This window comes from Methanogenium cariaci JCM 10550 (genome assembly GCF_001315945.1).
Taxonomy (GTDB): Archaea; Halobacteriota; Methanomicrobia; order Methanomicrobiales; family Methanomicrobiaceae; genus Methanogenium; species Methanogenium cariaci.
In genome coordinates, this window is the sequence record NZ_BBBG01000004.1 from 54,136 (window position 1) to 75,685 (window position 21,550).

Genomic DNA, 21,550 nt, shown 5'->3' on the forward strand with positions numbered 1-21,550 from the left:
CAATGATATCAAAGACCGGGGGTGGAGTACTGGAAGGAATAACCCCCCCAGTTTCCCTGCATAATGTTGGTGATATACAGGACATACTGATCAAAAAGAGACCGGTCAAGACCAAAACTGTGTCTGAACGTCTCAGATAACTCCGGATCGAGATCTGATAGGTAGGGCATGAGAGACTGGATGTAGTCACCCGGCATCAGGTGGATCACCCCCCCAAAGGTGATGGTCGCACTCGCCAGAAAGACGAGAAAACAGTAACCAATTCGCTTAAAAAAGTAAAGGTTGGTGATTTTTTTCATGATTTTACCGGTTTTCGGGCGGTGACGATACGCATCGGCATCGACAGGCCCGGTATGGTAATCACCTGTTCTCCCCCCCTGAGTCCGGCTTCTTCAAAGAGTGTGAAGAGCTCGGCATTTGTCTTCATGTTCATGTGTCCGTCCCCGGTGAGGGACTCCTTCAGATCCCATATCAGAGATGAGAGTGGCTGTGTCCTGTCGTCATCCAGGGTAAAGGTCTGGGTAACAAAGAGACCTCCCTCATTCAAACATCCGAAAACTTTTTTATAAAATTTTATGGCTTCTTCGGGGTTGCCTCCGAATGAACAGGCTTCAAAGGCAATGTCATAGCCGGTTCCCGGATCATCCGTCAGATAGTCGCCGGTGATTGTCGTTACCCGATCCTCTATACCATAGTCCCGGATGAAATCTTCGGTCACTTCGGTGATTCCCGGCTGATCAAAAATCTTCACTTCAAGATCCGGATTTTCCTGCGCCATCCCGATTCCGAAGAGGCCATGTCCGCCGCCGAAATCGATCAGGTGTCTGGCGGCTGGAAACTCCGGCAGTGCACAGACCGTCTGTAGGGTGGACTGGAGTCTGCCAAGCAGACAGCCACGGGCGATCCACTCAATGCTTGCACGGTCGTAGTCATGTTTGTGTGTCCCGGTCTTCTTTCCCGACCCGTTTTTCAGAAGGTTTGGCAGATCCATCCATTGATCTCTTGATTCCCGGGTAAAGGTAAGGTAACGGGCATAATAGGGCTCCCCCTCGACAAGGAAGGGTTTGAGCGTGGGTTTTACGACATACGCATCCCCCATGCTTATCGAGAAGATCCATTGCCGCAAGGACGTCAAGGAGTTTTGCCGTCACCCAGGGAATCATGGAGAGTGCTTCTGCGACCGTATCTGCGGTCTGTTCTTCTGCAAGCTGATTGAAGACCCCCCCATCTCGTGGGCCGTCATAAATATCTGGCTGGTCTCGAATCCAGTGCAGATGTCCCGAAGAAAACTGCTGCAGTCTTCAATAGGGGGTTCGTGTGTTGCCAGTCGTTTTGTCATCTCAGTTTCCCCCCCCGTTGGTCTGTTCAATGAAGTCTGCGATCTCGCTGATCTCCTGTAGATCAGTCTTCATCTCGCTGCCTGCAAGACAGGCGGCGGCGACATCAGTATTCCTGTGGATACGTCCGACAACAGGGGGGGATGAGGCGAATGCATCAGAGAGAATGGTTTCATTCTCGTTGTCTACTTTGTTCAGGATGAAATGGACGGGTTTGTTGATGTTCTCTCCCATCACCAATCTGTGAGCAGAGCAATACTGATTCATATGAAGGCTCGACGACCGCATGATCTGGTCACATCCCTCTTCAATACCGCGACCAAAGTGTTCGATTCCGGCTTCGGTGTCGATAAATATATAATCGGCATCCGTGTCGTGATACGGCTGATGAGGTTTTTCGAGAGCGCTCCCAGCGGGCAGGCGCACCCTTCGCCGAATGTGTGTATCTTGCCGATGGCAATCAGGCCAAGGCCATCCTGTTTTGAAAGATACTGCTCAGGCACATCAGCAAGGCTCCAGTCATCCTCAAAGAGGGAGAGGGGTTCACCTTTCGGCATCTTCTCCATCATCTGCTGGACAAAGGCCTGTTTTCCTCCGATATATTCCATGAAGTCGTCCGGTGCCTCCAGTCCAAGCTGACGGTGGAGTCCCTGGTTTGATTCATCAGTGTCGATCACCAGCACGCTGTGTCCGCGTGCGGTCATTGTCTTTGCAAGGAGAGCGGTGATGGTGCTCTTCCCGCTCCCTCCCTTTCCACAAATTATGGTTTTCATGTTATGTCTCCTGTATTATTCTTCGCTGACCGGCGAGACCGGCTTGATATTTGAAAGCTGTTTGATGTCCACAACGTTCCAGTACATCGGATTCACCGATTCCCATCCGGTAAACCGGTCCGAACGATATGCGACAATCGAGTCGATGCTGCATATCGGGACACATGGGACATCTTCAGCAAGGATCTCCTGCATCCGATAACCTGTATCCCGGCGTTCATCGTCATCTGCGGTAGACCGCAGCTCTGAGATTAACTGGTCGTATTGAGGATTACTATAATCGTACCAATTTGGCTTTCCGAAGAACTCATTTGAACCAAAGTGGGTGAGATCCTCTGGGTCGTCGTGCATCAGATAGGGCATGCCAGAGAAGAACATCGGGTAGTTATGCACCTCTTTTTGCCACTGGTTCGGATCGATCTGTTTGATTTCCAGATTGATACCGAGGTTCTTCCAGTCATTTTTCAGCACCTCGGCGATCTTTGCATTATACCCGGAACTCCAGAGAAGCAGAGTGAGGTGGAGGTCAGTTCCGTCCGGCCCTTCGAGAATGTCATCGTTGTCGATATCATCGAAACCGGCCGCACGCAGCATTGTGGCGGCCTTTTCCATGTCATAATCATAGGGCTGAATATCCGGATTGACATAGCCATGAGCCACACTTGGCATTAGGAACGTGGTCTCTGCGGGTGAGGCGTAGCCCCCCCGAAGACAAGGCTGACGATGGTATCCCGGTCGACGGCATGACGCATTGCCTGTCTGAATCCGGTGATGTTTGCCGGGTAGGTCTGGGTATTGTAACTGAGCTCGATACCTCTGGTATCCGGAATGGAGTAGACGGCAATATTCTCCCGACCGGACAGGGATTCTGCAGTGGCAGCCGTAAGATCGCCGACCACATCAACCTCTCCTGACTTCAGGGCGAGGATCTTTGAATCCATATTCTTGATAACGGTCAGCACCACTTTGTCCACATAGGGGGGGACATTGCCATGATAGTCCTGATTGGCCTCCATGAGGAGTGACTGGTCAGATACCCGGTTCTCGTAGGCGAATGGCCCGCATCCGATTAAATCCGGATCCTGCCAATGGTTGGGGGGGTCGGCCACATTCTGCCAGATATGCTTCGGGATGACACAGACACCCGGACAGTGGGAGATCGCGTCCTTAAACATCAGGTAGGGCTCTTTCAGATGATATTCCACCGTATGCTCGTCAGGACATTCGACATGGTCAACAGACCGGAGCACGGATGATATCCATAACCCATTGGACTTGATGTAGTCATGAGTGAACTGTACATCCTCTGAAGTGACGGGCACACCATCGTGCCAGGTGGCGTCTTCCGGCAGGGTAAATGTCCAGACAGTGGCATCGGCTGAGACATCCCAGTCTTCTGCCAGCCAGTTGTCATACACGCCATCGTAGCTGTTGCGTGTGATCAGACCTTCATACATTAGGGAGGCGGTGGGCGCACCACCCTTGTTGAGGATATTGCCCTGCAACAGGTTGCCCGGCGATGAGACCGGGATGATGACTGTCCCATAGGGAATATGCATGCAGTTATGGGCTGCAAGAGAGAGTTCGCCCAGATCAAGACAGTCACTCTCTGAACCGAGGTATTTCACCTCCATGTAGGGAATGATCGCATCTGTCAGCTCATCATCCGATACAACATCATCCCCATCCAGATCACCGGGAATACCTGCTGCCGAAACAACAGGGGGGGCGAAGATTACACTGACAAGCAATACCCAGGATATAATTGAAATAAACCTATTTTTCATGTTCATTCACTCCTTATTTTTTTCGTCATGGTTTTCCCGCGGGGTATGGCGCAGATATCCTCCGATACCGCAGACGACACCAGCGATGAGAACTACCAGTATTGACCCATTCCCGGATGCCGTTTCATTCGGCATTTCGGTGTTTAAACCCGGTCTTGGCTGATTATCCGGTGTTGCCACGGTAACCGATACTTTTGACTCTGTCTCTCTGGAGATGGTGACTGACGGGGGGGTCGCCTCTTCGACAGGTGCTTTGCCGGTGATCACAAACGTCGAAAAACCGGGAGTATCGGCAGTATACGTGCACACACTCCCGTTCATGCCGCACTGGTCTGTGGGGAGACTGGTCCAGGAGGTGTTGTAGCGCATCAATACAACCGATGAAGGATCTATCCGGTTGTTATCCATCCAGGATGAAGGCACGCCAAAGTTGACTTCAGCTCCGGTAACATTCTCCCTGTCAGCACCAGAGCACGTAATGTCAAGGTATGTGTAAACAATCCCTGCAGGGGGGGTAGGGATGCTGGAAGGTGGATTGGCCTGAACAACACTGATATTAACGTCTGCAAGGGTGCCGTTCCCTGAGAGAGAGATTCCGGTCACGGTTCTGTCGCTCCGGGTAAAAGACCGGCTGTCTGATGCATTGAGTGAAAAGAAAAGACTCGTGCTGGTGGTCGATGCACCAGATTCCTGAGACATCATTGCTAAATCAGTATGATCATCATCTCCGCCGTCATTCGATCCACCGTTATCTGATCCACCAACATACACCAGGGTATCCGGGATGGTTCCCTTGGTGCGGTTAAGAACGTCCTCCCATATTCCGGAAAATGTCCCTCCCTTTTGGCCTGCATTCACACAGTAGACAATCTCGGAGTCTCTCAGCACGGAGAAGGTGATATTCTCCCCCCCGTCGACCAGATATTGGTCGTCAGGGTAATCGGTTCCGGCAAAGCTCCATCCCTGGGGAATGGTTTCAACGATTCCCCCCCCGGCTTCCATGCCTGAAAAAGAGAGGACTACTTCGATCTCATTCCCTGCAATGGCATGGGTTTCCGAAACATCCCGGATAATACTGAAATTATCCGCACTCGCAGGAAATATGATTATTCCTGAAATTAAGACAATTGAAATAGCAAGTATACTTAAAAACCCCCATCATGTGTGAAATGATGTGGATTTTTTATACATTTTAACATACTTTCCTGTTTAAAAGTATGAATGGAAATATATTCCGATTATACCAATATTTGTTGCGCTTCTCTTCATTTAGCTCCATATTGAGATTCCCTCAGTATATCTCATGAAAAACAACCGAAAATGATGAGGCCAGACAAGAAGTCTGTGTGCTACAAAGGTAATTTTTCCAACCAGTCATATTGTGAAAACAGATGGTCGTGGGGGGGGATGTGGGGGGGATGACCCTCTGTTCCGGTGAATCGGGGGGGGCAGAATGGACGTATTTTCTGATCATTTTTATTGTCGGAAAAATGTGGGTTTAATGCCTGTTATTTGCTAAAATAACGATTTATTGCAGATTAATGTGGGGGGGTCGCTATTGGTCGGCATTTTGAAAGGATGTATGGGGGGGTGTCTTCGGTTGAGAAAGGGCCGCTCCGGGCTTCTGTGTGGGTTGGTTTTTTGAGGTGTTGGCCCATTTTTGGGGGGGTTATTTAACTGTTGCCTAATCCGATGATGGGATGTTTCCGGGCCGAAAAAGAGCCGATCCCGGAAAAAATCAGTAGGGATAGAACACAAAAAAGAGCAGGCAGAGAATGAACAGTGCCCAGCCTGCGGGATGCACCGCTTTTGCCTGTCCGGTCACCGCCTTAAAGACAGGGAAGAGCACAAATCCCGCACAGAGACCGACACCCAGATTTCCGGTAAAGATCATCATCACGATGACGGCGAATGCGGGAATGAGTTCGGTGTAGTCCTGATAGTCAATCTTTGCAAGGGGGGGACTTAGCATAAGCATCCCGACGACGATGAGTGCGGGCCCGGTTGCAGCGGTGGGGGGGATGGCGGCAAAGAGCGGAGAGAAGAAGAGGCCGAGTGAGAAGAGCACAGCCACGGTCAGCGCCACCAGACCGGTGCGCCCTCCGGCAGCAGTCCCCGCACCGGATTCCAGGAATACGCCCGCGGTTGTCGTCCCGAAGAGGGCGCCTGCGATGGTGGCAAGCGAATCTGCGGCAAAGGTCTTTTCAATCTCCGGCAGATCGCCGTTACCATCGGTCAGTTTCGCCTGGGTTGCGATGCCAAGGGCCCCGCTCATCGTAAAGAAGAGATCCATCGTAAACATCGTCAACAGCACCGAGACCATGCCCCATGAGAGGGCGCCCGCAATGTCCAGCTGCAGGAGCACCGGTGTGGGATTTGGGGGGGGAGCGAGACGATGGCATCCGGTAGCGGTGCAATCCCGGTGAAAAATGCGGCTGCGGCGGTGGCAAGAATCCCTATCAGGACAGCCCCCCGCACATTGCGTACCATGAGAAGACAGGTCAGAAGGAAACCACAGAGAGCGAGAAGAACGACCGGGGGGGACGTGAGGTTTCCTGCCTGCAGGAGGCTGCCTCCCTCCCCCCCGGCAACGACAATACCCGATGTGGTAAGCCCGATGAAACAGATGAACAGCCCGACGCCCACCACAAAACTGTATTTCAGGTTCTTTGGCACGGCATGGGCAAGGATGGTGCGGCCCCCGGTGATGGTCAGAAGAAAGAGGAGGACACCGGAAAGAAAGACCGCGCCCAGTGCGGTCTGCCAGGAGTAGCCGAGCACTCCCACTACGGTATAGGCGACGAAGGTGTTTGTTCCCATATAGGGTGCCACTGCAAACGGGCGGTTGGCATAGAGGCCCATGAGTGCAGACCCGAACACCGCTGAAAGAATGGTCGCGACCATCGCAGGGCCATAGGGCATGCCCGCGGCCTGGAGGATTGCAGGGTTGACGACGATGATGTATGCCATCGTCATAAACGTCGCGGCCCCCCCGGCCAGCACTTCGGTGCGGAAATTGGTGCCGTAGTGATCAAATCGGAAATATTCTGCTATGCCCATGTCAGTCTCCTGTTTCCTGAGTGTCTGTCTGAATCAGGGGGATAACTATTCCGATCTTGTTGACTAAACGCAATTTTTCTTGATCTTTTCGCAAGCGAAACCATTCCTGTCATCAGGCAAAATAATACGCATTCGGGAGATTTTTCTTGGTCAAAAAAGGAAACCATCGGCCCAGAGTGGGAATCCATCTCCTCAGGCTGCAGGCCCGCAGTCCGGTGGGGGAGGTATCCGTGGGGGTGAGGAGGGATCTGTACGCGGAAAAACAGAACGGCTCCGGGGGGGATCAGTAGACACCGTCACCGGTTGTCAGAACACCTTTCACCCAGTATGTTCCTTCAGCCTCCCCCCCGTGAATGCATGGGACACTCTTTCCCGGTATGCATTTGACTGCCAGCCCCCCCTATCCACCACTGGTTTATTCCCTCAAATTCTGAAGAGATGGCAAGGACGTTGTCATCATCGGCAGTGTATGAGAGAATGAACGGCACCTCAATGAAAGATCCGAAAGCGCCTTCGCTCAGATAGTAGCCATCAGTCATCCCCCCGTCTGAACGGCTGAAATTTTCCCGAATCCGGTAGGGCATGAAGAGCGGTTCCTTTCCGAACGGCATCCGGGTGTTAATCTCATGCCCGACATCATTTTCCTGCATATGCATCCCCCCCATTGCAATCAGCACAGGCGTCTCTTCGGAATAGCTGTCGGAATAGATGCGGGTTGGCCGGGGGGGAAGTTCGGACTCGTTTTGCCCCCCCGGCATAATCGCAATCGGTTCAATACGGTTCTTGTATCGGGGAGTGATCCGGTCGGCCGATATATTCAGCATGGGGGGGATGCCGTTTACCTGCTCTATTTTCGCAGAGAGATTCCGGGCCTGGTCAGCGTTTTTGAAACTGACACGGGACATATCGATCACGGTCTTGTTTTGTTTGGAATCGGGATCATAATACGAAGGAACGGGAATCAGGAGGGTTACGTTCTCAATCGATTCTGATGTGGAAAGACTCAGGCTATAGATATACATCGATTGTGCACTTTCCGATGCGGTGAAACGAAAAAATCCGATGATGATTGCAGAGAACATGACCAGCACGATAATCAGAACAACGAGTGCAAGATTTATTTTTCCCGCATCATCCGGAAGTATTCTCATAATTTGTTTCCTTGGCAGAGTGCTGTGATATTCATTTGGATCTGGTATTTTTATTGCAGGGATCTTCGGAGCAGCTGCACCGTATGCTCCGACAGATTCTCATTAAAAATCTGATCCGGTCAATACCCGTTAGAATGAGGCAATTTTTTCATTCTCTATTTCTCTGTTTTGCTCCTGAGAAATATCTTTGCTGAAATAATACTGAATTGCATCAACGTATTCCTTTGATATTTCATAAAATGTGTACCAACCATCTTTTTTCGCATTCAGAATCCCGATGCCTTTTAAATAATTCAGTTTTTCACTGACGGATGACTTTGATAAGTCTAAACGATCAGCAATTTCTTTATTGGTGACAATGGACTTTGTGCAGGTTTCAAAAAGAATATGTTTCAGGGATTCATTATCCATGACAGAATGAATTGTTATTTCTTCCGAGGAATATGTGGAATTGTTTGCGAAATAATGGACCTTGCCTTTATTCTTTATTGAATTCACCCGCCCTTCCTGCTCCAGATTTTTCATGTGATATTCAAATGTCCCCCCCTTTAACAAACCCGATTTCCTCTGAATTTCCCTGAAATACATCCCGGGATTTGTTTCAATCAGATGGTATATTGCCTCTTTTTTTGCATTGTTACGGGATCTTGATTGTTTTATTTTTACATACCCAATGTATACTGATGATTTAAATATGATAATTGATTCAAGATTTAAAACCGCCATCTGCGGAAATATTGTCAGAAGCATTGCAAACCATATCGGAATCGGTTGTGCTTCATGGCCGATTTTACCATCAATTGCTGTACCGGGAGGTTTGTTCAGATTTTTGATGGTGTTATGGTATATTCAGTCGCATCCGCTATTGCGACAAAAAAAAGCAAAAAAATAATGATAATTACCGGCAGTTTCAAGATCAGATCCCTCTAATATTTTTCAACAGTAAATTGGTATGACCTGGATGAGGCAACCTGCTCTCCGTAAACATCAAAAGACCATGCGCCGGATTCTACATACCTCCACCGGGGGGGGTGATATCGATATGAATCTTGCCATCGGTCTGTCCATCACTGTTGTCGTAGAGAGTTCCGATATTCGTCCCTGAAGGAGTATATATGGTTAGTGACAATGAATCCGATGCTGAATCCCAGTTAAGATAAACTTCAAGTGTTTCGATGCCACTTCCAACATATACTGAATGCCGGTTTGTTTCACCCTGACTGATGGTGTCCATCAGTTTTGTTGCGATGTTCGGCTCTTTGTAGATGGATGGGCTGATGGAATAAGCGGCATCCTCTTTGTATGCGACATTCTCTTTTGCTGAAACGGTTGGAACGAAGATAACTGCGATCAGCAAAATCGCAGTGATGGTTAATAATCCTACTCCTGATTTTGTCATCAATCTAAACTGGATAGCCATCCGGTATAACAGTTATGGGACAAACTCCGAACTGATCCGGATCAGGTCTGGAAAAATACTCAAATTTCTGTGAAAGGTAGATATAATTTCTTATTATCTGATCCCCCCCGGAATTAATCGCAATCTTTGATGGAATTACCTTATTTTCGGGAATTCTCCAATATTTTCGAGGAGATGCATTGCATCAGAATTATGCCAGTGTACCAGGAGCGCACACCCTTTTTATGAATTTTGATGATGACGTTCCCCCCCAAATAATCCGGACCGGAAATGACTGTTTTTTTAAAATAACGCTGTATCTACATATTTATTCTTGCCGAAAATATTCCGGGATTTTTAAGTACATATAGTCTATGGGACAAACACCGAACCAGTTCGGTGTTTGTCTTAGAAACCATAAATATGATTTATTTAAAGCAGTATACGTGGGGGGGACAGTTGAGGGCATTCCTTTTCTCACTGTCCGAAAGAAAAATTCATTTGCGGGGGGGGCATTTCATTGGGGGGGGAAGTTCGCTTGCAGGTTATTTTTCTTTCGGCCTGTTTTAGGCCCCATATTGAAAGGGCCTCTATGCACCATTCCCGCATGAAAATATTTTCAGAACGAATCCGTGCTGTCTCCGGAGACACTCCTCCGGATTCAGATCGCCCTTTTGAAAAAACAAAACAACTCAGGAGAGGTAACGAAAAAATGAAAAAAATCAATGGTAAAAAGATTGGCATTTTGCTTGCGTTCATGCTTGTGGCAGGAGCAGTTCTTGCCATGCCGGTTAGTGCGGCAGAAGCACAAACGGCTATCACCGAAACACAACAGTCGGTTTCCCTGTCGGTGGATGAATCCACACCCTGGGACTCAAAGGAAGCGGCAACAATTGAGAATAAAATCAGTCGTATATTGGCGCAGCCCCCTGAATCTGCGATTATCCTATCCTACGACCTATAATCTTCAATACATCAGAACCGACACACTTCAGACACCCGGTGATGAATATTCATCGGCATCCGGTTCATACAAATTGTATAAAGTCAGTCTGACTGATCCAAATTACGACTATTACATTCTCTGGATGAAAGCAACCGGACTGAATAATAACGACGGTCTTATTCCCTCCTATCTTCGGGAAGTAAAACCCGGCATTACCCTTAAAAGGTACAGTGACAGAATTACTGACTGGGAACCCTTCTCGGATACGACGACGAGTTCACCGGTGACCATTACCATCAACCTTGAAGTCAGTCATGGGGGGAGGTAGTGCGGGAGTTTCTGAGCAGTTTGATTTACAGCAGGGTCATGTGGGACCTGATGAATTGAATACCAATGCCTATGGTTACTTCAAACCCCCCCACTGGAATGGAAACTATCAGGGATCACAGGGTCTTATCGGAGGAGCGGAGTTCAGAGTGCCGAAAGGATCAGGCTACAGCTATGATCTCAGCTTACGTGTTACCGGAGCGGGTTATTAACCCGGTCTACCATTTTTTGGAATGATTAAGTATGAAGGATGAAACAACGGATGAAATTCTGAGAGCGGTATCGATACCGGTAATAGCGATTGCTTTTTTACCCCCCCTGTGGCTGGTTATTTCCTCAGTTAAAATCTGGATTGAACCTGACCCAAGGCTTTTAATCGGAGCAGTGTATGCCTCGGTTGTGACACTGTCATTTGTTTATTTTGGTCTGAAATTGCGCAAAATCAACGGGTAATTATGTGCTTGTCACACTAAAACCATAACCGGACAAACCGGTTTTTCCATCACCATCGGAATGGTATTTTATCAACGGGCCCGGGGCATTCACAATCAAAAGAGTCAGAAAACCATCCGGGATTTCGTATTGTTTTGGCACAGATTGTTCTGTTGCAACATACCCGGATTTATCCGTAATTTATGTGTCCATCACAGGATGAGTGCGAAAAAGTATTGCTACATATTTCCCGACACCAGCGCACACAATGATCATTCATTTTTCAATCAGTGTTTGAATGGATATACGCAGCTTTTTTTAAAGAATATCAACAGAATGAGGTATTTGATATTGCCAACCGGATATCTCAGTTCTGTCCACCTTTTTAGAAGGATATAGTTTATGGGACAAAGACCGAACGGATTGAAATCAGTTCGGCGTTTGTCTTAGAAGGCATAAATAGAACCTTTTTTATGTTTATCTGGGGGGCAGTGGAGAGGTTACTCTTACCCACTGTCTGGGGGAACATCCGCCTGTCTTCATCACAGGTAGAGGATTGAATTTCTCCCGGCCTTCGGGCCCCCCCATTGAAGGGGGTTTCTCTTTAGCATCCCTGCATGAATCTGTGCAGCCCGCATACACACCAATCCGGATCTTACCCTCCTCTTCAAAAACCAAACAAAAAACCAAACAAAAAACCGAACACAAAGGTGAAGAAAAATGAAGACTTTCGATTTAAAGAAAACAGGCATTCTGCTTGTCATCATGCTCGTTGCAGGTGTTGTCCTTGTCGGACCTGTTAGTGCGGCTGATGAACTGAGCCCGGTATATACCACATACTTTAAGCTAACCGCTGGTGGAAATAATTCTGATCACAGTTTCTTTGGATATGCAAAAACATTAGATGGTCAACCAGCAGATAACATCCAACTCGCTGCTGTAGCGTATGATAATTATGGTCATTTCATGAATATGGTAAGCGAAAATACACAAGATCTAAAGTATGCACTTGCATCCGGTTATGCCAGTGGGGCTATTGACCATGTGAAATCATCGTTTGATTCAGTCAGTCCAAACGATCAATTTTATTATGCAGTTTACTATCCGTATCCGTAAACGCGGGTTTGAGATGAAATGATTGCAGATCCCTTCACAGGATCATTTTTTTATGAATTTTGAATGAATTAATTTCTAATGACTATCATGTGAGGAATACTATGTCAGGGAAAAAAAGAATTCTAACGGGAACTGTTTTGTCATGTATCATATGTGTCATCCTGATTTCAGGTTGCACTACACTTAATGCCGGGAATATTGGGAACGCTCCTGTCGCAACACCAACCGTAGCAGCCGAAACTCCGGGGGCAACACCCCCCCAAACAACGCAATCAGAGAATGCCCAATCTGTGTTCTCATGGTCCGATATCTATCCGGCATATGATGAACAGACCAAACAGAGACTGATTGAAGAGGCAAAGGATGAAATCGTACGAATATATCCCGATGTAGACCGGTCAACACTTGACGGATACTGGATGGATCATGATCCGGTAGCGTATGGCCCCCCCCGCGGATCATATTTGCAAATGTGGATGATACTTCTGAAAAGTATATGGAGTTACAGAAATTACGGTCGAGAGGGATTGCAGCGAATATACGTCATAATTACGTAATGATTAAAGTCGATCCGGTATCAGGAAACATTGTACGTTATGGCAGCAGGGGGGGTCACTCCGGGCCTTTAGAGGATGAGACCAGAATCGTTTCATTTGAAGAATGCGAAGATAAATGTCTGGAATTTGTACGAACAGTAAAAGGAAATGATTTCGTTGAAGGAAAGGAAAATGATTTTTCAATTTATAAAATATACTCTGATAAAAATATGAAAGATGGCCTTGTGTATATAATTCCGTTCAACACCTATAATGGTGTCCAGTACATGTATGACCAAATATACATGCACTATGATCTGGTTCTTGACCGGGTCATCAGATATCGGGATGATTTAAAAGACCCCGAACTGATGAAAAAACTCACCACCCTCTCACCTGAACCAACGATTTCAAAAAGAAAAGCGAAACAGATTCTGGAAGCAAAACTGAAAGAAAGCTACCCTGATGAAGATCTAAATATACAGTATCGTGTATTAAACGATTTTGAGAACAATGTTCTTTGGTATGATCCAGTGGAATTGGTTTATTCTCAGCAACCCGAGCCAATCAGACTCATCTGGTACATAACGTTCAATGACGAAGAGATGCGCAATAAAGATTCCCGAAATAGAGCAACTGCTATTATTGATGCCCATACCAGGGAAATTATTAATCTTAGGTACAGGGATATCGACATTTCCTGAAGAGAAACGGTAACCCTAACCAATCTTTTTTCGTGCATGTCATTTTATTCGAATTGTAATCAGCCTGAACATCCTAAGGTTATTACTTTTGGGGGGGCTATAACTCACAGGGTGAGCCGTTCTGATTGACAATAAAAATCTAAATCAGTTCGGCATTTGTCTTAGAAGACATAAGTATGACGTTTCCCAATTCTTTATCGGAGAGACAGCGGGGAACATGCATCCCTCACTGTCGGAAAGCAAAATTCATTTGCAGGAGAAGACCCTTTTCACCTTCAGTGTATTTTCCTTTCCCGCCTGTTCAGGCTCCGTGCTGAAGGGGTTTTTATGCACCATTCCTGCATGAAAACACACACCAAATCATGTGCAACCTGCATACACCAATCCTGATAAAACCCCCCCTTCAAAACGACTGAACAAACAACGGTGACGAACACATGAAGAAATTCTGTTCGTGACCGATTGAAAATGTATGTAATTTTATCCGGTGAGGAATACCATGTCAGGGAAAAAAAGAATTCTAACGGGAACTGTTTTGTCATGTATCATATGTGTCATCCTGATTTCAGGTTGCACTACGCTTAATGTCGGGAATATTGGGAATGCTCCTGTTCCAACAGCAACCGTAGTAGCTGAAACTCCGGGGGCAACACCGCAACCAACCCAATCAGAGAATACCGATCCGGTGTTCTCATGGTCCGATATCTATCCGGCATATGATGAACAGACCAAACAGAGACTGATTGAAGAGGCAAAGGATGAAATCGTACGAATATATCCCGATGTGGACCGGGCAACACTTGACGAATATTGGGTGGATCATGATTCTGGTCGCGGGATGAATATTGTTCCAACAGCGTATGGGCCCCCCCCGCGGATCATATTTGCAAATGTGGATGATACCTCTGAAAAGTATATGGAGCTACAGAAATTACGGTCGAGAGGGATTGCAGCGAATATACGCCATAATTACGTAATGATTAAAGTTGATCCGGTATCCGGAAATATCGTATCCTATGGTAGCAGGGGGGGTCACTCCGGGCCTCTAGAGGATGAGACCAGAATCGTTTCATTTGAAGAATGCGAAGATAAATGTCTGGAATTTGTACGAACGGTAAAAGGAAATGATTTCGTTGAAGAAAAAAAGGCGATTTTTATATTTATAACTTATACTCTGATAAAAATATGAAAAATGGCCTTGCGTATACAACCCTGTTCAACACCTACAATGGTGTCCAGTACTTAAACGACTATATATACATGCACTATGACTTGGTACTTGACAGGGTCGTCAGATATCGGAACGAGTTAAAAGACCCTGAACTGATGAAAAAACTCACCACCCTCTCACCTGAACCAACGATTTCAAAAAGAAAAGCAAAACAGATTCTGGAAGAAAATCTGAGCGAAAGTTACCCTGATGAAGATCTACAGATACAGTATCGTATTTTAAACGGCCATGAAAATGATCTTAACTGGTATGATCCGGTGGAATTGGTTTATTCTCAGCAACCCGAGCCGATCAGACTCATCTGGTACATATCATTCAATGACGAAGAGATGCGCAATAAAGATTCCCGATTAACAACTACTGCGATTATTGATGCCCATACCGGGGGGGAAATTATAAATCTTAGGTACAGGGATATCGACATTTCCTAAGGGAAACGGTAACCCCCCCAACCAATCTTTTTTCGTGCCGATGCTGAAGAAATACGGAAACACGTTCATATTTTTTGATGGTCTGTCTGCCATTTTATTCGAATAGCATTGAGCCTGAACATCCTGAGGAAGTGATCTTTTGCGGTTATGATCCACAAAAAGAACTGATCCAATTGACACAGAATCAAAATCAGTTCGGTGTTTGTCCCATAAACCCCCCCATATGAATGGAGGAACAATAAAAAATACGGGATTTTTGCAGATAAACTTTGCAGAATCAATACGCGGGGGGACACATGATAATTACAGACCACCTCACCAAACAATACAACGGAAAAAATGCTGTTGACAACCTCAATTTAGAAGTGGGAGACGGGGGGGAGGTATTCGGTTTTTTAGGTCCAAACGGAGCCGGTAAAAGTACAACCATTCTCATGCTCACCGGAATGATCGAACCAACATCGGGGGGGAGCTGCACCATCAACGGGGGGGTGAATGTGGCATTAGACCCTCTGAAAGGCAAGGAGATTCTTGCTACCTGCCTGAAGATGTCGGATTTTACAAAAATCTCACCGGGTGGGAAAATCTTGACTACCTCGGAAAATTCTATCCCCTGAGCAGCAGCGAGAGGGAAGAAAGAATTGAAACCCTCCTGAAAAGCGTCAGGCTCCAGGATGTCCCCCCCCAGAAAGTCGGCGAGTATTCACGGGGGGGATGAACCAGCGACTCGGCCTTGCTCTCGCTCTTTTAAACGACCCGGAAGTAATCATCCTTGACGAACCCACCGCAAATCTTGATCCCGAAGGTGTCCTCAGGTACCGGGAAATTATAAACCAGCTGGCAAAAGAAGAAAAAACTGTCCTCATCTGTTCTCATATTCTGTCAGAAGTAAAGGCGGTCTGCACAACACTCGGAATTATTTCACAGGGGGGGAGACTCGTTGCACGGGGGGGATCTGTCGGAGAGGTAGAGGATGAACTGATTTTGCAGAGCAACACCCCGCAAAAGATAGTCATCCGATCGATAAACCCGGATGTGTATGATTTTATTGAATCCATATCAAACCCCGATATCCTGGAAGTAAACCGGCTCAGAAACGGCGTTGAGATTCAGGTAAAAAGAGACATCAGAGAAGAACTTGCAGAAAAACTCAAAGGAAACTGCTCCGGCATCACAGAGATGTACCTTGATCGGCCAAGTCTTGAAGATCTCTTCCTGAAGGTCTACCGGAGGGAATAGAAATTGAACCTGAACCGCCTGATAACAATATCTAAAAAGGAGTTCTCGGATCATATCACCAGCAGACGATTTCTCCTGATCCTTTTCATAATCTGTCTGGTGCTTGGGGGGGTTGCAGCCGCAAACGGTGTAACGAACTATTATGACGCACTTGATAAATATAAAAACGGAAATGAGGGGGGGTATTTATTTACCCCCTCTATCCTTTTGGCATTCAGTCAGATAACCAACTCAATTGGCCTTTACGGGCTGGGTGCGGTGATAGGAATCGCACTCGGATTCGATCTGGTTTCAGGGGGGGAACGGGAAGGACGTTCGTTAAAGACCATACTCTCGCAGCCAGTATATCGCGATGAAGTAATAAACGGCAAGGCGATCGGCGGCATCATCAGCCTTACCCTGATCACTCTCACAGGATTTCTGACCGTAGTTGCTGTATTCCTAATTATCGGGATCGTTCCTTCCGTTGATGAGTTTTTCCTGATAGGTGTTATCTGGCTGATTACCCTGTTATTTATAATATCAGCCTTCTCTCTGGCGCTGATGTCTTCTGTTCTTGCAAAAACAAGCAGCGGCGCCTGATTCTGTCTCTTATTATTCTGTTCACGCTGGTCTACATCATCCCTGTCGGCGGAGGGGGGGAATTCGGTACATCCGTCCTGCTCGGGCCGGAACCGTCGGAGAATGAGTATGGTTCCGGGTCGCAATCTCAGATGGAATCATTTGAGAATCTTCAGTATGAATACCATCTGAAAGAATCTGCAATACGGGATCTTTTCAGTATGGTTTCAATACAACGGGTATATAATGAAATTACCAACCCGATAACGATGCCCTCCAAGTATGTCATAAACCGGATTGGATTCGAAGAATTTACCACCAATCCGGACATTGCAGAAAATGTGGAAAAACCGTCGTTATGGGAAATTCTGGGGGGACAAATGGATAAAAATTATCGTCTTCATCATGTGGCCGGTTCTGTTTTTCGGGATTGCATATGTGCAGTTTATGCGGGCGGATTTACGATGATTTTGGGGGGTGCGGTATGAATGTGAAACGGATCACTCAAATTGGGTATAAGGAATTTCAGGACCATCTGACAAACCGGCGTTTTTTAGCCCTTCTGTTCCTGATGCTGACAATCACCGGAGTATATGTCTTTAAAGATATTGGCTCCTATTTTGAGGGCCTGGAAAGATACAGCGACCCTCTTGGATATTCAATATTCGGCATTCCAAAGGCGATGAATATCTTCGGCGGTATTGTCTCAGGGATTGCAGGCGGTTCCGTGTTCGGATCAATCATTGCGATTGCACTGGGTTTTGATCTGATCACAAAAGAGCGGGAGACCGGTTCAATCAAAGCGCTGCTCTCGGTTCCGCTGTACCGGGACGAGGTCATCAATGGCAAGGCACTGGGGGGGAATCATTGCAATTGTATTTGCCGTAACCGTTGTTTTCGTAGCCACGCTCGGCATTATGCTGGTATACAGCATCGTTCCCGGACTGGATGAACTGGGGTTCATATTTGTATTCTGGCTGGTGACTATTCTGTATCTCTCAGGAATCTTTGTGATGTCCGTTATGGTTTCATCCTTTGCAAAGACCAGCGGGATGTCATTCATATATTCATTGCTGCTGTTTCTGCTTCTGACCGGTGTCATTTATTCAACCGGTAATTTTGCTGTTGATGTGGTTATGGGCCCCAAACCATCGATGAATTCTGATACTATGGAGGTCGATGAATATTACGAGCAGTCCAGTGCCTACTATCAAAAACAGATGGAACTTACCCATCTGGTGTATTATGTCTCTATGGACACCAATTATCGAAAAGTTGGCATCGCCCTCACCGAACCCGAACGTCACCTCATCGATCAGTCAGGTAACCAGAACAATCCGGACTGTCCCGAACCGAAACTCTTTGATCTGCTGGGCGGATTATGGGGGGGATACATTCTTTTCCTGATAGTATACCCGGTGATCTTCTTCGGCATTGCCTATGTCAGGTTTATGAGGATGGATTTGCGGTGAAGAGATACGGAAATGCGTTCCCGGTCAGGATTACGATGACCATCGGATGCGCAGTGAAGTGTTTTGAATAAACGGCCCGTGAATAAATCACGGTGTCCGGGCCGGATGCACGGATTGCCCAAGGCATATAAAAGAGGAGGGACGCAATGGCCCGGCAAAATCCCGTTTTTATGAGAGGGAGATCAGTAGACACCCTCACCCGTTACCAAAACACCTTTCACCCAGTATGTCCCGTCAGCCTCCCCCCCGGTGAATACATGGGACACTCTCTCCCGGTATACATTCCACTGCCAGCCAAGTACCCACCACTGGTTTGACCCCCTCAAATTCAGAGGAGATAGTAAGGACATTGTCATCACCGGCAGTGTATGAGAGAATGAACGGCACCTCAATGAAAGAACCGGAAGCGCCTTCGCTCAGATAGTAGCCATCAGTTATCCCCCCCTCAGAACTACTAAAATTTTCCAGAATCCGGTAGGGCATGAAGAGCGGCTCTTTTCCAACGGGTGCTTTGGTATCTATCTCATGCCCGACATCAGATTCATACATATGAAGTTCCATTGCCACAAGGACAGGCGTATCTTCTGAATACCGGTTGGAATAGACGTGGGTCGGGTGGGGTAGTTCGGACTCGTTTTGGCCCGGCATAATCGCAATCGGTTCAATATAATTTTTGTATATGGGCTCGATTCGGTCAGCCGATATATTCAGCATGGGAACACCGTTTACCTGCTCTGTTTTCACAGAGATGTTTCCATCCCGGTCAAAATTATTGAAACTGACCTGGGACATATTGATGACCGTCTCATTCTGTCCGGTATTCGCATTGTAATACGAAGGAACAGGAATCAGAAGAGTGACATTATCAATCGGCCCGGATGTGGAAAGAGCCAGGCTGTAGTCATAAACCGTTTGTTTGTCTTCAGCAGCGGAGATACCCATATATCCTATGATGGCTGCAAAGAAGAGGATAACAATTACAATCAGAACAAATACCGCAATGATTATTTTCCCCCCCGCTATATTCAGAAGATCCACCATAATCAGTAATCTTACCTGAGGGGAGGATAATTATTTTCATATCTTATTTCAGACCAGGAATTTTTCGAACCTGTTGCACAGCATGTCCCGATGCTTCAGAATTGCGGAAACTACGAAAAAACACGCCTGCTGTCCGTATTTTGTTAAATGTGTTCTCCATACGCTTGTTCGTTGATAATGTGCGTACTGATTTTCATGCTTTGTTTCGTCACGTACACACGATGGAGCGATTTCAGGATCACTCCTTTCAGAATTTGTCACACGCGAGGATTTTTCATAGTCAATTTTCAGGCACTTTACGGAAATGATTGGTTTCCTGAAACATAAGTTGGTAACAGTAAATAAATACAAGATTCGATTTAATTCGGATAAAAGGACAGGAAAACGCCCCCTACTCCAATAAAAAATTATATCTCACCGTATTTTCAAATTGTTACAGATTCTGGAAAAAATATCCTGAAAGGTATGGGATTTAATATGTCAAAGACGGAAATTATTGTTTTATTGCTCATATCGGTGATATTCGGGGGGGTTTAATACTCCCGGTAGCCGGATATGAGACTCACCCTGATGCAGGGAGTAATACTGAAGAATTCATTGAATCCAACATTACCGGGGGGGATGGCACAGCAGATATGTCACCAGTGAATGAGCCGGAAGTCCCCCCCGATGCTGGTGCAGTGGAGAATGCAACGCTTCCGGTTCATGCAAATACGACCATTTCTTCAATTATTGATCTGGCCGAACCTGAGGCAACCTTCAATATAACAGGCAGAATCGTAGATGCAACGACCGGAAACGCATTGGAAGGTGCGTTCATTTCTGTCGGAGGAAAAAGTGCCAATTCCGACATCAACGGTGAATTCGCTATCACCGACGTCCCCGTCGGAGGGTTGTCGGTGGAATTCAGTGCATCACCGTTACGTGGGGGGGATACGCCACTGAATGTCAGTTTTTACGATCTGTCTTCTGCCAGTTCACAGGAACTCTTCGTGACCCTGGATGGATACATTGATCTCGCCTACGAGATTGAGTGCTCAGAAGGAAGCACCGTCAATGTGCATCCGGTCCTTATGCCCGCAGGAGAAGACTATGAATTTACGGCCGTTTTAACATGGGGGGGAGAAAATCCGGATGACCTTGACAGCTGGCTGTTGACACCTGAAATTGAGGGTTTGACATACAAGGTGTACTACGGAAACAAGGGTTCCCTTACCGAAGTTCCCTATGCGCAGCTTGATGTTGATGACACATCATCGTTCGGCCCGGAAACGATGACGATCAGCCAGAGCTATCCGGGTACGTACCGGTATACGATCCACTGGTTCAGTGGTTCTGGAACGTGGACAACTGCCGGCGCAACTGTCACTGTCTACCAGCGTTCAGACTGGACAGGGGGGGATATGGTTTGCGCAGGCACCTATTATGCACCTCAGTCTTATCTCGGCGATGAATCATACTGGGAAGTGCTCGAATATGACGGAACATCAAAGGTGGTAACGCCGATCAACAGGATTACATCCGTTAGGCCGACAGTCAGCAGTTCTGCAAATGCCATGGCTATATCAGATGCCGTGAATACGGTCAAGGCAGACTCTGTCGGTGATGCCGGAACCACTGAATGTGCGATTGAAGGTATTACAATTGATGGTATTCAAACAGATTCAAGTGCGATAACATCATGGGAATGGGATTTCGGTGACAATACACCAGTATCATACGAGCAAAATCCCGTCCATACATATTCAGAAGTGGGGGGGATATACGACGTCACATTATCCATATCAGACGGTGAATCAGTCTCCGCCTTAACTCAATTCGCATATATCGCCGTCACAGCATCCCCCCCGGTTATCACCTCAGTCACCCCCCCGTCATCCGGGGGGGAGAACACCGGGGACGGTTGCAACCGAAATCGTTGGCAGCTATTTTGATCCCTGGGCAACTGTCACGCTGGTACGCGGCGACGGCACAGAGATACCCGGAACAGATGTCGTTGTCGATGAT

25 protein-coding genes and 2 pseudogenes are annotated in these 21,550 nt (G+C 47.0%); 13 read left to right on the forward strand and 14 right to left on the reverse strand.

Features of this window, described 5'->3' with window-relative positions; all coding sequences use genetic code 11:
• Positions 1–8 precede the first annotated feature (8 nt).
• The 8 genes from JCM10550_RS22030 to JCM10550_RS05070 are packed head-to-tail and all read right to left on the reverse strand — an operon-like array spanning position 9 to position 4,899.
• Entirely contained in the window at positions 9–299 is a 291-nt protein-coding gene (locus JCM10550_RS22030; RefSeq protein ID WP_245618759.1) for a hypothetical protein, read from the reverse strand.
• Complete coding sequence (locus JCM10550_RS05045; protein ID WP_062397434.1) at positions 296–1,099, reverse strand: methyltransferase; 804 nt, start codon at positions 1,097–1,099, stop codon at positions 296–298. The genes JCM10550_RS22030 and JCM10550_RS05045 overlap by 4 nt, the downstream gene beginning before the upstream one ends.
• Before the next feature lie 60 nt (positions 1,100–1,159).
• Entirely contained in the window at positions 1,160–1,339 is a 180-nt protein-coding gene (locus tag JCM10550_RS05050) for a hypothetical protein (RefSeq protein ID WP_062397436.1), read from the reverse strand.
• A 1-nt stretch (position 1,340) separates the two neighbouring features.
• Positions 1,341–1,571 carry a hypothetical protein gene (locus JCM10550_RS20425; protein WP_218185129.1) on the reverse strand — a complete coding sequence of 77 codons (231 nt, stop codon included), beginning with the start codon at positions 1,569–1,571 and terminating at the stop codon, positions 1,341–1,343.
• Positions 1,572–1,600: 29 nt separating this feature from the next.
• Complete coding sequence (locus JCM10550_RS05055; protein WP_218185130.1) at positions 1,601–2,110, reverse strand: P-loop NTPase; 510 nt, start codon at positions 2,108–2,110, stop codon at positions 1,601–1,603.
• Between the two features lie 15 nt (positions 2,111–2,125).
• A complete protein-coding gene (locus tag JCM10550_RS05060; RefSeq protein WP_062397438.1) occupies positions 2,126–2,779 on the reverse strand; it encodes an ABC transporter substrate-binding protein in 654 nt (217 codons plus the stop codon).
• Positions 2,779–3,861 carry an ABC transporter substrate-binding protein gene (locus tag JCM10550_RS05065; RefSeq protein WP_172673772.1) on the reverse strand — a complete coding sequence of 361 codons (1,083 nt, stop codon included), beginning with the start codon at positions 3,859–3,861 and terminating at the stop codon, positions 2,779–2,781. The genes JCM10550_RS05060 and JCM10550_RS05065 overlap by 1 nt, the downstream gene beginning before the upstream one ends.
• Before the next feature lie 42 nt (positions 3,862–3,903).
• The gene (locus JCM10550_RS05070; protein ID WP_062397443.1) at positions 3,904–4,899 is read right to left on the reverse strand and encodes a PGF-pre-PGF domain-containing protein; all 996 of its coding nucleotides are present in this window, start codon (positions 4,897–4,899) and stop codon (positions 3,904–3,906) included.
• On the opposite strand from JCM10550_RS05070, the gene JCM10550_RS18190 reads away from it, so the two are divergent.
• Positions 4,898–5,065, forward strand: a complete 168-nt coding sequence (locus tag JCM10550_RS18190; RefSeq protein WP_157199943.1) for a hypothetical protein — start codon at positions 4,898–4,900, stop codon at positions 5,063–5,065. The two genes, JCM10550_RS05070 and JCM10550_RS18190, sit on opposite strands and share 2 nt — an antisense overlap.
• 570 nt (positions 5,066–5,635) lie before the next feature.
• Here the strand turns inward: JCM10550_RS18190 and JCM10550_RS24410 are convergent.
• The 5 genes from JCM10550_RS24410 to JCM10550_RS05090 all read right to left on the reverse strand — a co-directional run bounded on the left by JCM10550_RS24410 (position 5,636) and on the right by JCM10550_RS05090 (position 9,507).
• Positions 5,636–6,262: an NCS2 family permease gene (locus tag JCM10550_RS24410; RefSeq protein ID WP_218185131.1), complete on the reverse strand. Its 627-nt coding sequence runs from the start codon at positions 6,260–6,262 to the stop codon at positions 5,636–5,638.
• Positions 6,202–6,957, reverse strand: coding sequence for an NCS2 family permease (locus JCM10550_RS24415; protein ID WP_218185132.1), 756 nt, complete (start codon positions 6,955–6,957; stop codon positions 6,202–6,204). Before JCM10550_RS24415 ends, JCM10550_RS24410 begins: the two co-directional genes overlap by 61 nt.
• Before the next feature lie 335 nt (positions 6,958–7,292).
• Positions 7,293–8,108: a hypothetical protein gene (locus JCM10550_RS05080; protein ID WP_062397444.1), complete on the reverse strand. Its 816-nt coding sequence runs from the start codon at positions 8,106–8,108 to the stop codon at positions 7,293–7,295.
• A gap of 129 nt (positions 8,109–8,237) precedes the next feature.
• The gene (locus tag JCM10550_RS05085) at positions 8,238–8,858 is read right to left on the reverse strand and encodes a transcriptional regulator (RefSeq protein WP_062397446.1); all 621 of its coding nucleotides are present in this window, start codon (positions 8,856–8,858) and stop codon (positions 8,238–8,240) included.
• A 259-nt stretch (positions 8,859–9,117) separates the two neighbouring features.
• Positions 9,118–9,507, reverse strand: coding sequence for a peptidase (locus JCM10550_RS05090; protein ID WP_245618760.1), 390 nt, complete (start codon positions 9,505–9,507; stop codon positions 9,118–9,120).
• 520 nt (positions 9,508–10,027) lie between these two features.
• On the opposite strand from JCM10550_RS05090, the gene JCM10550_RS18195 reads away from it, so the two are divergent.
• From JCM10550_RS18195 to JCM10550_RS16900, 11 genes and pseudogenes are all read left to right on the forward strand, one after another.
• Entirely contained in the window at positions 10,028–10,471 is a 444-nt protein-coding gene (locus JCM10550_RS18195; RefSeq protein WP_157199944.1) for a hypothetical protein, read from the forward strand.
• 124 nt (positions 10,472–10,595) lie between these two features.
• Positions 10,596–10,781 carry a hypothetical protein gene (locus JCM10550_RS05100; protein ID WP_218185133.1) on the forward strand — a complete coding sequence of 62 codons (186 nt, stop codon included), beginning with the start codon at positions 10,596–10,598 and terminating at the stop codon, positions 10,779–10,781.
• Between the two features lie 40 nt (positions 10,782–10,821).
• Entirely contained in the window at positions 10,822–10,992 is a 171-nt protein-coding gene (locus JCM10550_RS05105) for a hypothetical protein (protein WP_157199945.1), read from the forward strand.
• 31 nt (positions 10,993–11,023) lie between these two features.
• Positions 11,024–11,233, forward strand: a complete 210-nt coding sequence (locus JCM10550_RS18200) for a hypothetical protein (protein WP_157199946.1) — start codon at positions 11,024–11,026, stop codon at positions 11,231–11,233.
• Between the two features lie 699 nt (positions 11,234–11,932).
• Complete coding sequence (locus tag JCM10550_RS05110) at positions 11,933–12,328, forward strand: hypothetical protein (RefSeq protein WP_062397454.1); 396 nt, start codon at positions 11,933–11,935, stop codon at positions 12,326–12,328.
• Between the two features lie 472 nt (positions 12,329–12,800).
• A complete protein-coding gene (locus JCM10550_RS16885) occupies positions 12,801–13,568 on the forward strand; it encodes a hypothetical protein (protein ID WP_245618761.1) in 768 nt (255 codons plus the stop codon).
• 784 nt (positions 13,569–14,352) lie between these two features.
• Entirely contained in the window at positions 14,353–14,757 is a 405-nt protein-coding gene (locus JCM10550_RS22040) for a hypothetical protein (protein ID WP_245618762.1), read from the forward strand.
• Positions 14,754–15,230: a hypothetical protein gene (locus JCM10550_RS22045; protein ID WP_062397464.1), complete on the forward strand. Its 477-nt coding sequence runs from the start codon at positions 14,754–14,756 to the stop codon at positions 15,228–15,230. The genes JCM10550_RS22040 and JCM10550_RS22045 overlap by 4 nt, the downstream gene beginning before the upstream one ends.
• Before the next feature lie 296 nt (positions 15,231–15,526).
• A pseudogene (locus tag JCM10550_RS05140) lies at positions 15,527–16,469 on the forward strand (ABC transporter ATP-binding protein).
• 3 nt (positions 16,470–16,472) lie between these two features.
• Positions 16,473–17,051, forward strand: coding sequence for an ABC transporter permease (locus JCM10550_RS22050; RefSeq protein WP_062397467.1), 579 nt, complete (start codon positions 16,473–16,475; stop codon positions 17,049–17,051).
• Positions 17,052–17,601: 550 nt separating this feature from the next.
• A pseudogene (locus tag JCM10550_RS16900) lies at positions 17,602–18,502 on the forward strand (ABC transporter permease subunit).
• A 234-nt stretch (positions 18,503–18,736) separates the two neighbouring features.
• Here JCM10550_RS16900 and JCM10550_RS05170 read toward each other — a convergent pair.
• Positions 18,737–19,543: a hypothetical protein gene (locus JCM10550_RS05170; protein WP_245618763.1), complete on the reverse strand. Its 807-nt coding sequence runs from the start codon at positions 19,541–19,543 to the stop codon at positions 18,737–18,739.
• Between the two features lie 635 nt (positions 19,544–20,178).
• Between JCM10550_RS05170 and JCM10550_RS05175 the strand changes: the two genes are divergently transcribed.
• Complete coding sequence (locus JCM10550_RS05175; RefSeq protein WP_062397478.1) at positions 20,179–21,477, forward strand: PKD domain-containing protein; 1,299 nt, start codon at positions 20,179–20,181, stop codon at positions 21,475–21,477.
• Positions 21,478–21,550 lie beyond the last annotated feature (73 nt).

Bases quoted from the DNA above. Each gene is read 5' to 3' on its own strand.
- JCM10550_RS22030 (WP_245618759.1), bottom strand. From the start codon at position 299: ATGAAAAAAATCACCAACCTTTACTTTTTTAAGCGAATTGGTTACTGT.
- JCM10550_RS05045 (WP_062397434.1), bottom strand. From the start codon at position 1,099: ATGGGGGATGCGTATGTCGTAAAACCCACGCTCAAACCCTTCCTTGTC.
- JCM10550_RS05050 (WP_062397436.1), bottom strand. From the start codon at position 1,339: ATGACAAAACGACTGGCAACACACGAACCCCCTATTGAAGACTGCAGC.
- JCM10550_RS20425 (WP_218185129.1), bottom strand. From the start codon at position 1,571: ATGGGAGAGAACATCAACAAACCCGTCCATTTCATCCTGAACAAAGTA.
- JCM10550_RS05055 (WP_218185130.1), bottom strand. From the start codon at position 2,110: ATGAAAACCATAATTTGTGGAAAGGGAGGGAGCGGGAAGAGCACCATC.
- JCM10550_RS05060 (WP_062397438.1), bottom strand. From the start codon at position 2,779: ATGCCAAGTGTGGCTCATGGCTATGTCAATCCGGATATTCAGCCCTAT.
- JCM10550_RS18190 (WP_157199943.1), top strand. From the start codon at position 4,898: ATGCCTGAAAAAGAGAGGACTACTTCGATCTCATTCCCTGCAATGGCA.
- JCM10550_RS05070 (WP_062397443.1), bottom strand. From the start codon at position 4,899: ATGGAAGCCGGGGGGGGAATCGTTGAAACCATTCCCCAGGGATGGAGC.
- JCM10550_RS24415 (WP_218185132.1), bottom strand. From the start codon at position 6,957: ATGGGCATAGCAGAATATTTCCGATTTGATCACTACGGCACCAATTTC.
- JCM10550_RS05080 (WP_062397444.1), bottom strand. From the start codon at position 8,108: ATGAGAATACTTCCGGATGATGCGGGAAAAATAAATCTTGCACTCGTT.
- JCM10550_RS05085 (WP_062397446.1), bottom strand. From the start codon at position 8,858: ATGCTTCTGACAATATTTCCGCAGATGGCGGTTTTAAATCTTGAATCA.
- JCM10550_RS05090 (WP_245618760.1), bottom strand. From the start codon at position 9,507: ATGACAAAATCAGGAGTAGGATTATTAACCATCACTGCGATTTTGCTG.
- JCM10550_RS05100 (WP_218185133.1), top strand. From the start codon at position 10,596: ATGAAAGCAACCGGACTGAATAATAACGACGGTCTTATTCCCTCCTAT.
- JCM10550_RS18200 (WP_157199946.1), top strand. From the start codon at position 11,024: ATGAAGGATGAAACAACGGATGAAATTCTGAGAGCGGTATCGATACCG.
- JCM10550_RS05110 (WP_062397454.1), top strand. From the start codon at position 11,933: ATGAAGACTTTCGATTTAAAGAAAACAGGCATTCTGCTTGTCATCATG.
- JCM10550_RS22045 (WP_062397464.1), top strand. From the start codon at position 14,754: ATGAAAAATGGCCTTGCGTATACAACCCTGTTCAACACCTACAATGGT.
- JCM10550_RS05170 (WP_245618763.1), bottom strand. From the start codon at position 19,543: ATGGTGGATCTTCTGAATATAGCGGGGGGGAAAATAATCATTGCGGTA.
- JCM10550_RS05175 (WP_062397478.1), top strand. From the start codon at position 20,179: ATGTCACCAGTGAATGAGCCGGAAGTCCCCCCCGATGCTGGTGCAGTG.